Source organism: Alteribacter lacisalsi, assembly GCF_003226345.1.
Taxonomy (GTDB): Bacteria; Bacillota; Bacilli; order Bacillales; family Salisediminibacteriaceae; genus Alteribacter; species Alteribacter lacisalsi.
In genome coordinates this window covers 492,130-506,249 of record NZ_PDOF01000002.1, presented here as the reverse complement: position 1 = coordinate 506,249, position 14,120 = coordinate 492,130, and the positions used below count along the sequence as shown (strand labels likewise).

The 14,120-nt window shown below is 54.0% G+C and carries 10 protein-coding genes and 1 pseudogene; 5 read left to right on the top strand and 6 right to left on the bottom strand.

What is annotated here, in order from left to right:
- Positions 1-28: 28 nt before the first annotated feature.
- Complete coding sequence (locus CR205_RS13935) at positions 29-1,885, bottom strand: ABC transporter ATP-binding protein (RefSeq protein ID WP_110520716.1); 1,857 nt, start codon at positions 1,883-1,885, stop codon at positions 29-31.
- Positions 1,878-3,608: an ABC transporter ATP-binding protein gene (locus CR205_RS13930; protein WP_110520715.1), complete on the bottom strand. Its 1,731-nt coding sequence runs from the start codon at positions 3,606-3,608 to the stop codon at positions 1,878-1,880. Before CR205_RS13930 ends, CR205_RS13935 begins: the two co-directional genes overlap by 8 nt.
- Positions 3,609-3,950: 342 nt before the next feature.
- On the opposite strand from CR205_RS13930, the gene adh reads away from it, so the two are divergent.
- The 3 genes from adh to CR205_RS13915 all read left to right on the top strand — a co-directional run bounded on the left by adh (position 3,951) and on the right by CR205_RS13915 (position 7,886).
- A complete protein-coding gene (gene adh, locus CR205_RS13925) occupies positions 3,951-5,471 on the top strand; it encodes an aldehyde dehydrogenase (protein WP_110520714.1) in 1,521 nt (506 codons plus the stop codon).
- 268 nt (positions 5,472-5,739) lie between these two features.
- Positions 5,740-6,102, top strand: coding sequence for a DUF779 domain-containing protein (locus tag CR205_RS13920; protein ID WP_110520713.1), 363 nt, complete (start codon positions 5,740-5,742; stop codon positions 6,100-6,102).
- 125 nt (positions 6,103-6,227) lie between these two features.
- Positions 6,228-7,886 (top strand): acyl-CoA dehydrogenase family protein, encoded by a 1,659-nt coding sequence (locus CR205_RS13915; RefSeq protein WP_110520712.1) that lies wholly within the window; start codon positions 6,228-6,230, stop codon positions 7,884-7,886.
- A 67-nt stretch (positions 7,887-7,953) separates the two neighbouring features.
- On the opposite strand, the gene CR205_RS13910 is transcribed toward CR205_RS13915, so the two are convergent.
- Positions 7,954-9,372 carry a phospholipase D-like domain-containing protein gene (locus tag CR205_RS13910; protein WP_161524785.1) on the bottom strand — a complete coding sequence of 473 codons (1,419 nt, stop codon included), beginning with the start codon at positions 9,370-9,372 and terminating at the stop codon, positions 7,954-7,956.
- Between the two features lie 158 nt (positions 9,373-9,530).
- On the opposite strand from CR205_RS13910, the gene CR205_RS13905 reads away from it, so the two are divergent.
- Complete coding sequence (locus tag CR205_RS13905; RefSeq protein ID WP_110520710.1) at positions 9,531-10,805, top strand: GntP family permease; 1,275 nt, start codon at positions 9,531-9,533, stop codon at positions 10,803-10,805.
- Between the two features lie 199 nt (positions 10,806-11,004).
- Here CR205_RS13905 and CR205_RS20570 read toward each other — a convergent pair whose 3' ends face one another.
- Both CR205_RS20570 and CR205_RS20565 read right to left on the bottom strand, forming a co-directional pair.
- Positions 11,005-11,361 carry a nuclear transport factor 2 family protein gene (locus CR205_RS20570; RefSeq protein ID WP_110520968.1) on the bottom strand — a complete coding sequence of 119 codons (357 nt, stop codon included), beginning with the start codon at positions 11,359-11,361 and terminating at the stop codon, positions 11,005-11,007.
- A 45-nt stretch (positions 11,362-11,406) separates the two neighbouring features.
- Positions 11,407-11,910, bottom strand: a pseudogene (locus CR205_RS20565) (GNAT family N-acetyltransferase); the annotation flags it as partial.
- A gap of 109 nt (positions 11,911-12,019) precedes the next feature.
- On the opposite strand from CR205_RS20565, the gene CR205_RS13890 reads away from it, so the two are divergent.
- Positions 12,020-13,354, top strand: a complete 1,335-nt coding sequence (locus CR205_RS13890; protein ID WP_161524784.1) for a Na+/H+ antiporter NhaC family protein — start codon at positions 12,020-12,022, stop codon at positions 13,352-13,354.
- A 56-nt stretch (positions 13,355-13,410) separates the two neighbouring features.
- Here the strand turns inward: CR205_RS13890 and CR205_RS13885 are convergent, their stop codons facing one another.
- Positions 13,411-13,926, bottom strand: coding sequence for a GNAT family N-acetyltransferase (locus tag CR205_RS13885; RefSeq protein ID WP_328587731.1), 516 nt, complete (start codon positions 13,924-13,926; stop codon positions 13,411-13,413).
- Positions 13,927-14,120: the final 194 nt, after the last annotated feature.

The following is a 14,120-nucleotide window of genomic DNA, read 5'->3' as shown; positions in this document are numbered from 1 at the left end:
TTTCAGGAGCGGTTTATCTGCAGCATCTTCACGTACTCGGCTGCATTTCCTGCTTCAGCTGGCTGTGATACAGGCCGTGGTAAAAGCCGCCTTCCTCAAGCAGCCTTTCGTGGGAGCCTTTTTCCACGATTTCGCCCTGATCGAGGACGATGATCTGATCTGCCTGCTGGATCGTGTTCAGGCGGTGGGCGATCACAAAGCTTGTGCGCCCTTTCATGAGACGCTGCAGTGCCTCCTGAATCTTGATCTCCGTTACGGTATCAATACTGCTCGTTGCCTCATCGAGGACGAGAATCGACGGGTCGGCGAGGATCGCGCGGGCGATGGCGAGAAGCTGCCGCTGCCCCTGGCTGATCCCGCCGCCATCGACCGAGAGCTTCGTATCAAAACCGTCCGGCAGTTTCTCCACAAACGAGTAGGCGTTCGCGAGACGTGCCGCCTCCTCCACTTCCTCATCGGTCGCATCGAGCCTGCCGTAGCGGATATTTTCACGGATTGTACCTTCAAACAGGAACGAGTCCTGAAGCACAAAGCCCATCTGCCTCCGCAGATTTTCCCGCTTTACCGTCCGGATGTCCCGGCCGTCAATTGTAATTTCCCCGTCGTCCGCCTCGTAAAAGCGGCTCAGAAGATTAATCAGCGTCGTTTTTCCGGCACCGGTCGGTCCGACGAACGCGACCGTTTCACCAGGAGAGGCGGTAAAACTCAGATGGCTGATTGTCCCGTCGTCCCCGTCGTAGGAAAACGATACGTCCTTAAACCGGACTTCACCGACCACACCGTCGATTTCACCTGCATCTGCCTCGTCGCTCGCTTCCTCTTCCTCGTCAATGATATTGAACACCCGCTCGGCACCGGCAACAGCCGACAGGAGCAGGTTAAACTGGTTGGCCAGGTCGTTCAGCGGGCGGGTAAACTGGCGGGCATATTCAGCAAAAATGACGATCACGCCAATCGTGATGCCGCCCACGCCGTTTAACGCCAGCACACCGCCGATAAACGCGATTACCGCAAAGCTGAGGTTGTTGAGCATGTTCATGAGCTTTGGAATAAAGCCGGAAAACGTCTGGGCCCAGAAGGCGGTGCCGCGAAGACGCCGGTTTTTTTCCATAAACTCCTCGATTACGCGCTCTTCCTGGGAGAAGGTTTTCACGATGCGCTGACCGCTCATCGTTTCCTGGATGTAGCCGTTCAGCTCACCGAGGTTTTTCTGCTGGGCTTTGAACAGCTTGCCTGTGCGCTTGGTGATCCACTTCATCCCGAACACCATTGCCGGAACGATGAGCATCGTTACGAGCGTCAGGAGCGGACTGAGCCAGAGCATAACCGCCACTGTCCCCACAAGGGTGAGAACGCTGGAAACGATCTGAATCACAGAACTGTTCAGCGTGTTACTGACGTTTTCCATGTCGTTTGTGACCCGGCTCATCAGATCCCCGTGCTGTCGTTTATCAAAGAACGGCACCGGCAGCTTGTGCAGCTGGCGGAAAAGGCGGGTCCGCATGTTGTAAACCGTGTCCTGTGCGATGCGGATCATCCACATGTGCTGCTGCCAGACCGACAGGGAATGCAGGACGTAAACAATCGCGAGGGCGATGAGCATCCATCCGAGGGTGCCCGCATTCAAATCGACGATGTAGTTATCGATCGAAAATCCGACCAGAAACGGTCCGAGAAGGGCCATGGCGGAGCTGACGACGATCATCAGAATCACGTACGTGAGCATCCCTTTCCGCTCGGCGAGCTGACTGCCGATCCGGCGCACGGTGCCCCAGAAGTTGTCGGCTTTCGGTTTTTGAAACGAGTACGCCCCGCTTTTTCCCTCTTCCAGCCTGTCGAGGTCCACTTTTTTATACTGAAACGGTTTTTTCAGTTCATTAAGCATGCTTCGGACCTCCTTCACCGAGCTGGGATGCGAAAATCTGCTGGTAGAGCGTGGAATGGGTCAGCAGCTCGTCATGCGTACCTTCAGCGGTAATCTGGCCATCCTCAATCAGCAGTACTTTGTCCGCGCTCATCGTGGTGCTCACTTTCTGGGTGATGAGCATCGTCGTGCAGTTATAGCCTGAAATGGCTTTAAGCAGACGTGCCTCCGTTTTCATATCGAGAGCACTCGTACTGTCGTCCAGAAGAAGGATTTTCGGCTTCCGGATGAGGGCCCTCGCAATGGACAGGCGCTGCTTCTGGCCGCCGGAAAGGTTGACACCTTTCTGGCCGAGTTCGGTTTCATAGCCGTTCGGAAGACCTGCGATTGTGTCGTGTATCTGGGCACTTTTCGCGGCCTCCACAATCTCCTCCATCGAGGCGTCCTCCTTGCCCCAGAGGATGTTGTTTCTGATTGAACCGGTAAAGAGCATCGCTTCCTGCGGCACAAAGCCGATCTGTTTACGAAGGCGCTCCATCGTCATCCCCCGAATGTCTCTACCGTCAATGAACACCGTCCCAGCTGTTACGTCATACAGACGGGGAATGAGCTGGAACAGAGATGACTTACCTGATCCCGTTGCGCCCATGATCGCCACTTTTTCCCCGGGGTTCACCTGAAATGAGAGGTCTTTCAGCACCGGTGTATCGGTGCCCGGATAATGAAACTGAACGCGGTCAAAAGCAATTTTGCCATCATGAATCGTCCGATCATTATCGGCTCCTTTTTCGTCCCGTAGATCGATTTCTTCCTCAAGCACTTCGCCTACCCGCTGGGAGGAGGCCTTCGCACGGGAGAAGATCATAATGATCATGGAAAAGACGGTCATGGCGCCGCTCATCCGGGTCGCATAGTTCACGATCGCCACCACTTCCCCGACACTGGCTCCCTGGGTATTGACCTGGAACGAGCCGAACCAGAGAACCGCCATAATGCTCAGGTTCATGATGAGAAGAATGATCGGCATCGTAATTTCCACCGTCCGGAGCGCTTTCGTCGTCCGGTCCCGAAGCTCGCCGCTGGCCCGGGTAAATTTTTTGTTTTCATGCTTCCGGCGGGTAAAGGCTTTGATCAGCCGCATCCCAACCAGGTTTTCCTGAACCACGCCGTTCACTCGGTCCACGCGCTTCTGCACTTCCTTAAAAAGCTTGCCTGCGCGCTTCATAATAACGAGGAGAAACGTGATTAGAAGCGGCACGGCTACAACAAATATAAGAGCGAGTGCCGGGTTGACGATAAACGCCATGACGACACTTCCGATTACGAGGAGCGGTGCCCGGAGCATGATCCTAAGACTCATAAAAAGGGTGTTCTGCAGCTGCGTCACGTCGTTCGTCATCCGCGTGATGAGGGACGAAGTCGGATACTTATTGAAGTTTGCGAACGAAAATGACTGGATTTTCCTGAACAGACTGCTCCTGAGGGTAAACCCGACGCCCTGGCTCGTGTGGGCCGCAAAAAACGAGTTGGTGATCCCGGCCGCAAACGCAATCAGGGAAAAGCCGATCATGATCGCGCCCCAGTAAATTACCTGGCTCATGTCGCCCTGCATAATGCCGTCATCGATAATCCGGCTCATAAAATAAGGATGTAATAATTCCACCGTCAGCTCCACGAGCGTGAGAAAAAGAGCAATCACGATCGGAATCCGGTACGGACGTAAAAAAGGGAACAGCTTTCTCATGATGATGCCTCCATTTACTGCTTCTACAGGATGTGTATGTGTGTTTCAAAATTTTCAGAAACAGATGAGCAGAATTGTTCGTCAATCTAACAAATCTTCTTACTACTTTACCATAAACCGAACTGTTTCGGGTAGCGAATAATTTCTTTTAATGAGAGGTCCTTCTTCCTTCTTTACCCTCCAAAAGCACAATAAAGTCCGGGCTCATTTTAAATTCTTTATCGAAACAGAATTTTCTGATAAAATACTCGTTAACCGGGCAAAATATCCGGTTTCTCATCAGAAGCTGCCAACTTCTTTGTAAGCGCTTACCCTATATGAAAATGAGAAGGAGTGAGTCAGATGATCTACAGCAATCCGAACACAGACGGCGCAAAAGTGAACTTCGAGTCGCGCTACGACAACTTCATTAACGGCGAATTCACCGCACCGGTCAAAGGCGAGTACTTCGAAAACGTCTCCCCGGTCACAGGAAAGGTATTCTGCGAAATAGCACGATCCAGCGAGGAAGATGTGGAAAAAGCACTCGATGCTGCCCATGCCGCAAAAAAAGCCTGGGGTGAAACGTCCGTAACTGAAAGATCCAATATCCTTCTTAAAATTGCTGACCGTATGGAAGAGAATGCAGAAATGCTGGCCGTTGCCGAAACGTGGGACAACGGAAAAGCTGTCCGTGAAACACTAAATGCCGACATTCCGCTGGCGATCGACCACTTCCGCTATTTTGCCAGTGCGATCCGTTCCCAGGAAGGAACGAACAGTCAGATTGATAACGATACCGTGGCGTACCACTTCCACGAGCCTCTCGGTGTTGTGGGTCAGATCATCCCGTGGAACTTCCCGATCCTTATGGCCACGTGGAAGCTCGCTCCGGCACTTGCCACTGGTAACTGCGTTGTGCTGAAGCCTGCCGAGCAGACACCGGCTTCGATCTTTGTCTGGCTCGACCTTGTAAAGGACCTTCTGCCGAAAGGTGTACTTAACGTCGTGAGCGGATTCGGTGTTGAAGCCGGTAAACCGCTTGCCTCGAGCGACCGGATCGCCAAAATCGCCTTTACCGGTGAGACAACGACCGGACGCCTGATCATGCAGTATGCATCTGAAAACATCATCCCGGTTACCCTCGAGCTCGGCGGAAAATCACCAAACATTTTCTTTGAGGACATTATGGATCAGGACGATGCGTTTCTCGATAAAGCGATCGAAGGTTTTGTCATGTTCGCTCTCAACCAGGGTGAAGTATGTACGTGCCCGTCCCGCGCACTTATCCATGAATCTGTGTACGACAAGTTTATGGAGCGTGCCATAGAACGGGTAAAGCAGATCAAGACCGGCAACCCGCTTGATACGGACACGATGATGGGCGCCCAGGCGTCACAGGAGCAGCTCGAAAAGATCCTCTCCTACCTTGAAATCGGAAAAGAAGAAGGTGCCGAGTGTCTGGTTGGCGGCTCGCAGGCACAGCTTGACGGCGACATGAAGGACGGCTTCTACGTCCAGCCGACTGTGTTTAAAGGCGACAACAAAATGCGTGTGTTCCAGGAGGAAATCTTCGGGCCGGTTGTATCGGTTACAACGTTTAAAACCCCTGAAGAAGCCCTTTCCATTGCAAATGACACTCTGTACGGACTCGGTGCAGGTGTATGGACGCGAAACATCAACACTGCCTACCGCTTCGGACGCCAGATTGAAGCCGGCCGTGTATGGACAAACTGCTATCACGCCTATCCGGCCCATGCAGCGTTCGGCGGCTACAAGAAATCAGGAATCGGCCGGGAAAATCACCATATGATGCTCAGCCACTACCAGCAGACGAAGAACCTGCTCGTGAGCTACAGCGAAGACAAGCTCGGGTTCTTTTAAGCCAAAACCAAAAAAGAGGACGGTACCGCCTGTGCGGCTGCCGTCCTTACTTTTCAGCTTATGTTTGATGCAAAGAGGGGTCCCCAGTCCCAGGGGTGAGCATCGTAAAGGTCCGGGTGCAGGTGAATCAGAACACTTCATCTGCTTTTTTCTGCGTTATATCCCGATTCCCGCCGAATCAGGATACTTCATCTGCTTTTTCTGCGTTATGTCCTAATGCGGACACTCGCTTTACACTCCACTCTACTGAAACAGGAGGTGACAATCGATGGTCGAACGTGTAACCGCGACCGACAGTGCTCTCGCGCTCATTGAAAAACTGAAGGACCGCCACGGCCCCCTCATGTTTCATCAGTCCGGCGGCTGCTGTGACGGCAGCTCCCCGATGTGCTATGCAGACGGCGAGCTGAAAACCGGCCGCTCGGACGTGAAGCTCGGTGAAATCGGGGGCACTCCGTTTTATATTGCGAAAGACCAGTACGAATACTGGAAGCATACCCAGCTGATTATTGATGTGGTTAATGGAAGGGGTGGCATGTTTTCCCTTGAGGGCCCTGAGGGCAAGCGTTTCCTCACCCGCTCCCGCGTGTTCTCTGATGAAGAACGCGCCGCCCTTCAGAAACAGGAATAACAAGGCACTGTAAAGCACTCCCGGCATTCATCACGAGTGAAAGCCGGGCTTCTTTTATGCAGGACTTCCGCGCGTTGGAGCCGAAACCAATAGCTGATCACTTCCAAATTGAAAGGAGCTTACCCATGCCTGTTCTCCAGTCCACCCGAAAAAACGAAAAGCGGAACTTTTACACTGAGGATCCTCTCATCCAGGAACTCGTACGCACCTGCCTTCCTTCTGATTTTGCCGCCTGGGCCGAAGAGGAACTCACCGAGTTTGGTGCCGCCTGTGCCGGCGTGATCGACGAGCGGGCGAAGCATACGGACCATGAAGGGCAGCCGCGCCTCGTTCCATACGACCGTTTCGGCGACGAGCAGTCCAAAATCGAAGTGAATGAAGGCTATCGGCAGACCGTCTGCTATACATACGGCAAAGGAATTGTCGGCTACATACACAAGGACATTCCGGCCCTTGGCCACAATGGAAACTACCTTTACTCCTTTGCCCAGGGGTACGTGCTCAGCCAGTCCGAGCCGGGCTTCTACTGCCCCGTCACACTCACGATGGCCACTGCCTACCTGCTGGAACGGTACGGAAGCGCTGAACTAAAAGACCGGTTCCTTCCCCACGTTCTCTCCACCGGGGACACGGAACTTTTCGAGGGAGCCACGTTTCTTACTGAACGGCAGGGCGGATCGGACGTTGGCGCCAACGAAACGCAAGCCGTCTACGAAAACGGCGCCTACCACCTGTACGGGGAAAAGTACTTCGCCAGTAACGCGGGCACGTGCGGTGTCGCCACCGTACTCGCACGTCCTGAAGGAGCGCCGGACGGCTCGAAAGGCCTCGCTCTTTTTCTCGTACCGTGGCGTAAAGAGGACGGCAGCCTGAATAACCTCAGAGTCCGTCGTTTAAAAGATAAACTCGGTGTCCGGGCCGTTCCTTCAGGTGAAGTGGAATTTAACGGCGCCGAAGCGTTCGTGATTGGTGAAAAAGACAGAGGTTTCTACTACATGATGGAAGCGCTCAACCTGTCGCGCATCTGCAACGCGGTCGCCTCGATCGGCATCATGCGCCGGGCGTACTCGGAATCCCGCCGCTATGCCGAGGACCGGCACGCTTTCGGAGAGGCGATCATCCAGTACCCGATGATCCAGGACTCCCTTGTGAAAATGAAAGTACGGCTCGAAGCCCAGACCCGGGCCGTCTTTGCCCTTGTCCGGGAATTCGATGAATGGTATGAAAAGCCGGAAGCTGCAAGAGATGACGGCATGCTCCGCCTGATGATCGCCCTGATTAAAGCGGATACCGCCGACCAGGCGATCCACTTTGCCCACGAAGCGATCGAGATGCACGGCGGGAACGGCTACATCGAAGACTTTGTGACCCCGCGCCTGCTCAGGGACGCCCAGGTGCTTACTGTCTGGGAAGGAACCGCGAACATCCTGGGTCTCGAGGTGCTCCGCCTGTTCAGCAAATTCGACGCCGCCACCGCCTTTCTTACCCGTATGCAGAACGAGCTCGGCACACTCGGCAAAGAAGCAGATCCGATCCGCTACGGCCTGACCCGTCTCACCACCGACCTAAAAGACCTGGCCGCGCTCGACCCGGCTGAGCAGACCCGCGTCATTAAACCGCTTCAGAAGAAAATGACTGCTCTCTATGAAGTCCTGACACTGGCCAAAGCCGGCAGCCTCACCGCCTTGCGAATTTACGCCGACGCCTTTCTTCGCCCTCTTTTTGGAGAAAAAGAAGGCCGCTGGTCCCTTGATGACGGCCGGAAGGTGCTCCAGAGCGAGTAAGGCGCCGCCACACAAGGAAAGCTGATCACCAAAAGAGCAGCAGGCACATTCCCGTCCTGCTGCTTGTTCAGTATGTGGAAAACCCGGTCCGTTCCTGTAAAATGTACAGCTTATGCTTCCACCACGAATCTTCCTCGTAAGCCGAAACGCTCTGAGTGAATTTCCCTCCTTCATTCGTCCACAGACGGTCGAAATAGTCTTGGACGTCCTGCATGACTTTCGTATGGTCGTCACCGGACACTTTCAGGTTCGTCTCCAGGTTAAAGCCGCCGATGTTTCGTTTCGTGAAGTTTGCAGCCCCGCCGATCAGGGTGGTTTCCCCGCCTTTTTGAAACGCAAACAGCTTCGTATGGTACTGCTCTTTTTTTGCCGTGTTGTACCAGCGGATCTCGAGGCTGTCCGGGGCTTTTTCCCTGAGCTCATGCGCCACGACCTGGTTTGGAATGCCGGGCTTCTCACGGCCGAAAGCATGAATGTTGGGATCCAGAATGATGCGAACCGGTATGCCTCTTTCCGCCGCACGAATCAGGCCTTTCACGAGATCCCGATCCGAAAGATAAAAGGCAGCCACATCAATTTTTTCTGCCTGCTCGATCTCTTCGAGGATCGTGGTTTTGATCGCTTTTTCCGTCAGAACCTGCACGCTGTATGCTCCATTTTGATTTGAAGCAGCGGGTATGGGATTTTTAATTGGAAAGTCGACGCCGGACATATCCGCTGTTACTCGTTCTGTAAAAAGAAGATCACCAATTGCCGCGCCTTGAACCGAGAAGGCGAAGTTCGAGTTGTAGGCGCCGCGTCCCTGGGCATTCAGCGATGTGACGATCGCTTCTTTTTCCGAGAACACGAGCTTGCGGTGATTGCCTTTTAAGTTGAGCGCTTCAAGATACGATCGAAGCGGGACGTCCGGGAGCGAGGAGCTCTGGGCATTGGGGATCCATCCTTCCCCGCCTTTGCCCCACCACTGCAGAAAGGTGCGCCAGACACCGGAGTATGCCGGGGCCGGATCGCGCAGCTCGCTGTTGTCAAAGTAATGGGCTTCAATGCCGTGCTCTCTTAATTTTTCAATATGGGGGGATTTGTGTGCCCCGTACGAGCGGTTGATCTCATCTGTCATGACATACACCGTGAGATCAGGGTTCGTTTCTTTTGCTTTGACGAGTGCTTCGGTGAACGGGCCGGCCATGTCCGGATAGTCCTGCTCCGGCTCCTGGAAGTTGTTATATAAAAACATATCCACCACCACGAACTCCCCGGCTTCCTCAATGACGGAGAGCATGCGGTCATATACGTTCTGTTCAACGACTGCGCGGCCGTTTTTTTCATACGTGAGGTCATACAGAAATTCCACAGCGTCCGACCGGTGCTCGGCACCGGCATAATCCACGCCTTCAGGCTGGGGCTTTGTGTAGCCGTATACAGAAACGGACGAGACAGTCAGCAGAATTACAACAATGAGCAGACCAGCTATTTTCCCTTTTTTCACCTGCCCCGCCTCCTTTGATCTTCTCCTTAGTATGACTGCGCGCCGGCCGATCATGCATGGACGCTTCGCACAACGAAAGGCCTGTTTTTTTATATTTGCTACATTTGGGGAATGAACACGGTATGATAGGAAAAAATGCGATGTTAGGAGTTTAGCGGATGGACTTGGAGCTGACGGCTTTTGGTACGATTCTTGCTCTCATACTTACAATCGGCCTTATTTTACTGCGTGTGGCCCCTGCCTATGCCATGATGGCCGGTGCGCTGACGGGAGGCATCGTTGGCGGTGCGGGGCTTGTGGATACAACGCAGATTATGATTGGCGGCGCGGAAGGCATGACCGGTGTCGTGCTCCGGGTGCTGGCTGCCGGGGTACTGGCCGGGGTGCTCATTGAGTCAGGTGCCGCAAAAAAGATTGCCAATTCGATCCTGGAGGGTTTAGGCGAAACGAAGGCGCTCCTCGCCATTGCCGGTGCCACGATGGTGCTTACAGGTGTGGGTGTGTTTATCGGTGTAGCCGTTCTTACCATTGCCCCGATTGCCCTTGCAATTGCCCGTAAAATCCACATGTCCAAGTTCGCCGTGCTCCTGGCCATTTCCGGAGGGGGAAAAGCAGGAAACGTGATCTCCCCAAACCCGAACACACTGGCAGCGGCGGAATCGTTTCAGGTGCCGCTTACTACGGTGATGTTTGCCGGGGTGCTGCCTGCCTTTACGGCACTTGGTTTTACTTACCTCCTTGCCCGGCGGCTTCGTCATACCGGGAGCGGTGTGGAAAATGAGGATGTGAGCGCCGATGTCGACGGACCGGTTCCTTCCCTTGCCGGGGCGCTTACAGGTCCGGCGGTGGCGATTTTTCTTCTGATGCTTCAGCCTCTGGCAGGTATTTATGTAGATCCTCTTTACGCCCTGCCGATCGGCGGCATTGCAGGGGCAATCGCGATGGGCAAGGCTTCTCATTTAAATATGTACATACGTTCCGGGCTCGGTAAAATGGCTGATGTGGCGATCCTGCTGATCGGGACGGGCACCCTTGCAGGTGTGATCGCCCACTCGGCTTTGATCGGTCACATCCTTGCGGGGATTGAAGCTCTTGGGCTGCCGGCGTACTCCATAGCGCCGCTCGCCGGAATTACGATGAGCGGGGCGACAGGATCGACAGCTGCAGGAACGGCGGTTGCCGGAAGCGTGTTCGCACCGACGATGTTTGAGCTCGGCATTCACGCCCTTGCCGGTGCGGCGATGGTGAATGCCGGTGCAACGGTACTGGACCATTTACCGCACGGGACATACTTCCACATTACCCGGGCGAGTGTGCGAATGGGTATGAAGGAACGGTTCCGCCTCCTGCCCTATGAGACTCTAGTGGGCGTGGTGATCGCGCTTGTGTCGACGCTCATGTTCGGGGTATTCGGGGCGCTGTGGCTGTGGTAATTCTAATAGGCAGTTAGACATGGCGTTTTATTTGTATTTACTCCGCTGCACAAAGTCCGTTCGCTTTCCGTGGCGATGCCGGCAAGCCTGGCCTTCAGTGCCGCATGAGTCTCACTGCAGGAGTGCAGCTGCGCTTATTTTTTTAAGCAGATATTTTTACAACCCAAAAGGACCGGCCAAAAGCCGGTCCTTCCTCGTATTAGTGCTCTTTCATGATCGTTCCCTGATGAAAATACATCTGCCAGCGTCCTTCGACTTTTTTCCACACCGACGATCGGAGGGTGCTGTGTCCAAGGGTGGCGTCGTATACCTTGTAGGTGACGAGGGCCGTGTCGGCTGAGAGAGGACGGTACTCAAAGTTCCGCATATGAAACTCCCGGACACCTATTCCGCCCGGATCCAGGCAGTCGGCTTTCGTGAAAGGAACTCCTGAGCTTCCGAACTCAAAAAAGCCATCGTGCAGCAGTCGGTCAATCTCCGCCACATCAGTCCGGACTTCGGGGCTCTGCAGTTTTTTCTCAAGCTGTTCGAGCTCGAGCGAGTGATCAATCGGCACCGGTTGATCCTCCTCCCGTAGCAGGCCGAAGATATAGTGGTCGCGCCACTCCCCATGAACCTGCTGGTTTTTTCGTTTGCATCCTTCGAGTGTAAATCCTGCCCGTTTCAGGCAGCGGACCGATGCCTGGTTCCTCGTATCGCAGGTGGCTTCCAGGCGCATCGCCCCAAGGCGGGTAAAGGCAATTTCTTTTATGGCACCGGTCAGTTCCGTCCCGTAGCCCCGTCCCCAGGATGGCGACCCTATAAAATAGCCGATATCGGCTACCTTCTTTGCCCCGTTCTGAAAAACGATCGTTGCGTTTCCAATGACCCGTCCGGTTTCCCGCTCTTCAACGGCCAGTACAAAAACGGTCCGGTTCACAATTTTCTGCAGTGCAATCTGGGCCCGGAGGTTTGAGCGGGTCTGCCCCTTATGCTCGTTCGGTCCCCAGGTCAGGTAACGGACGACGCCGGAATCTGATTTCAGCTCGTGTATCTCATGCAGATCCTCATCTCTAAGTTCACGGATGAGAAGGCGTGGTGTCTCAAATGGCGTGAGTATAGTCATGGTTTTTCCTCCTGAACAGTGTTTCCACACAAGGAGCCTGTTTTCCTCTTTTTTCGACGCTCATTGGTCGTCGCTTCTGTGTTACGATTGGCTGTGGAGTGATGAAAAAATGAAAAAAAGCTTTACGATTATAGACATTATTTTTATCTTTGCCGTTACCCTGGTCTTTCTGATGGGGGCAATCGCCATATCTTTTCCGCTTGCACTTGCGATGGTGCCCGGCGTGGCTGCGCTTGTTGTTCTCTGCCGGAAAAAAGAGATCAGCTGGCATACCATCGGACAGGCCTCCCTGACCGGTGTCAGCCGGAACAAAAACGTGGCTTGGCTGCTTGCGTTTATCGGACTGATCCTTCCTACGTGGTATATGGCAGGCACAATCGACGATTTGAACGCTCTGTTTCTGACGTTCATTTCACCTGACTATTTTCTCACAGTCGCCTTTCTTGTGACAGCCCTCATGTCCTTTACGGTCGGTTCCTCTGTGGGGAGTCTCAGCATCGTGGGGATTCCGCTCATGAGTGCCGGGCTCACGCTCGGACTGCCGGCACCGCTTGTGGCAGGTGCCCTCGTGTCCGGCTCCTTTGTCGGCGACCGGTCGTCACCTCTGTCAAGCTCGTTTCAGCTGCTGGCGTTCAGCGTAGAGCTGAAGGTACAGGAGCACCTTCGCTCGATTACGCCGACGATGATTATCACTGTGACGCTCACTGCTCTGATCTTTTTCCTCGCTGACTCGCTGGTAGCCGCGGGCGGATCCAATACGGCGTCAGCTGCCGGGGCACTCGACTGGAACAGCCTTTCCCTCTCCCTGGTTCCACCGGTACTCCTGCTTGTGCTGATCTTTATGGGAAAAGAGATGAAAACGTGTTTTTCAGCGGGTATTTTAGCAGGAGGCGCGATTCTTCTTTACCGGGGTACAAGCTTGCAGGCGTGGGCAGAAGGCGCCGTGACCGGTGCCGGTGGTCTGAACGGCCTCATCGGGATGCTGCCGTTTGTGCTGTTTATTCTGATTGTCGGGGCCTACTGCCAGATCATTGAAGAGACGGGGATGCTGCAGCCGTTTATTGAGCGGGTGTTCCACGATACGTCAAACCTCACGAAAAACACGGCACAGACGGTTGGTGTGGCTGCCGGGGTAAGTCTGATTTCCCCGAATCAGTCGTTTCCGATTCTCCTTGCCGGACGGTCGCTTCTGCCTCACTGGCGGACGCACTTTCACCGCAGGGAGCTGTCCCGGACGCTGGCCGATTCTACCGTGGTATTTGCCGGGCTCGTGCCGTGGAGCCTGCTGGCGATTCTGTGCAGTACCATCGTCGGCGTGCCGGTGATCGTTTACCTGCCGTTCACTGTGTTTCTGTGGCTGGCTCCGATTGTCACAATTGCGTACAGCTGGGTAAAGTCGAAACAGTCTCTCCGATTTGAGACAGCAGAAAGCCGCTCCTCTTAAGTGAGGGCGGCTTTCTTTAGTGATGTCATGTTATGTTAGTGATTTCCTCCCCCACGTTACTCTCCTTCTGCGTTTTTACAGTACACGTGGTTATCCGTCCACTCTCCGAATTCGTATATAAACCCTTTTCTTGTGCACTCAAACGTCATGCCGGCCCTTTCGGCCAGTTTCATGGATCGGGGGTTGTCGAGATTGATATGGGCCTCGATCCGGTGGTAGCCGAGCTCCCTGAACCCGGTTTCGAGCGCCCGGGTCACTGCTTCGGCCGCGTAACCGTTGCCCCAGTGCTGATTGTGAAACGCATAACCGATGCGTGCCCACTGGAACTCCTCCCTCTCGAGTGTGGAAAAGTCCACATGGCCAAGGTGGCGGCCGTCCTTGTGAAAAACGAAGAAGATGTAGGCCGTATCGTCTGCGGCCAGTTGTCTATGTTTTTCCACAAGCTTTTCGAACCAGTCTTCCGTGCATTCCGTCATGTCCATTCTCCCGGTGTCGTGACGGTACTGTGAGTCGCTCCTTCCGGTAAAACCCTCTAACCATGCTTCGTAATCATCATTTCTGAGCTGGCGCAGGATGAGCCGCTCCGTTTCAGCAGTGATGTCTCCAAATCTTATTGTCAGTGTGATCGCGTCCTCTCCATTGGTTGATGATCTGTTTATCGGCTGCGTTATGTATTCGTTTTGTCATAAGCCATCACACCTTTCTGATTATATGGACCAGTGTACCACCTTATGGGCTGAATTGTTAAAAAACGATAACAACCTAT

Excerpts from the sequence above, each read along its gene's own strand:
- CR205_RS13890 (WP_161524784.1), top strand. The coding sequence starts at position 12,020 with ATGAAAAAAAGCTTTACGATTATAGACATTATTTTTATCTTTGCCGTT.
- adh (WP_110520714.1), top strand. The coding sequence starts at position 3,951 with ATGATCTACAGCAATCCGAACACAGACGGCGCAAAAGTGAACTTCGAG.
- CR205_RS13930 (WP_110520715.1), bottom strand. The coding sequence starts at position 3,608 with ATGAGAAAGCTGTTCCCTTTTTTACGTCCGTACCGGATTCCGATCGTG.
- CR205_RS13920 (WP_110520713.1), top strand. The coding sequence starts at position 5,740 with ATGGTCGAACGTGTAACCGCGACCGACAGTGCTCTCGCGCTCATTGAA.
- CR205_RS13905 (WP_110520710.1), top strand. The coding sequence starts at position 9,531 with ATGGACTTGGAGCTGACGGCTTTTGGTACGATTCTTGCTCTCATACTT.
- CR205_RS13935 (WP_110520716.1), bottom strand. The coding sequence starts at position 1,885 with ATGCTTAATGAACTGAAAAAACCGTTTCAGTATAAAAAAGTGGACCTC.
- CR205_RS13915 (WP_110520712.1), top strand. The coding sequence starts at position 6,228 with ATGCCTGTTCTCCAGTCCACCCGAAAAAACGAAAAGCGGAACTTTTAC.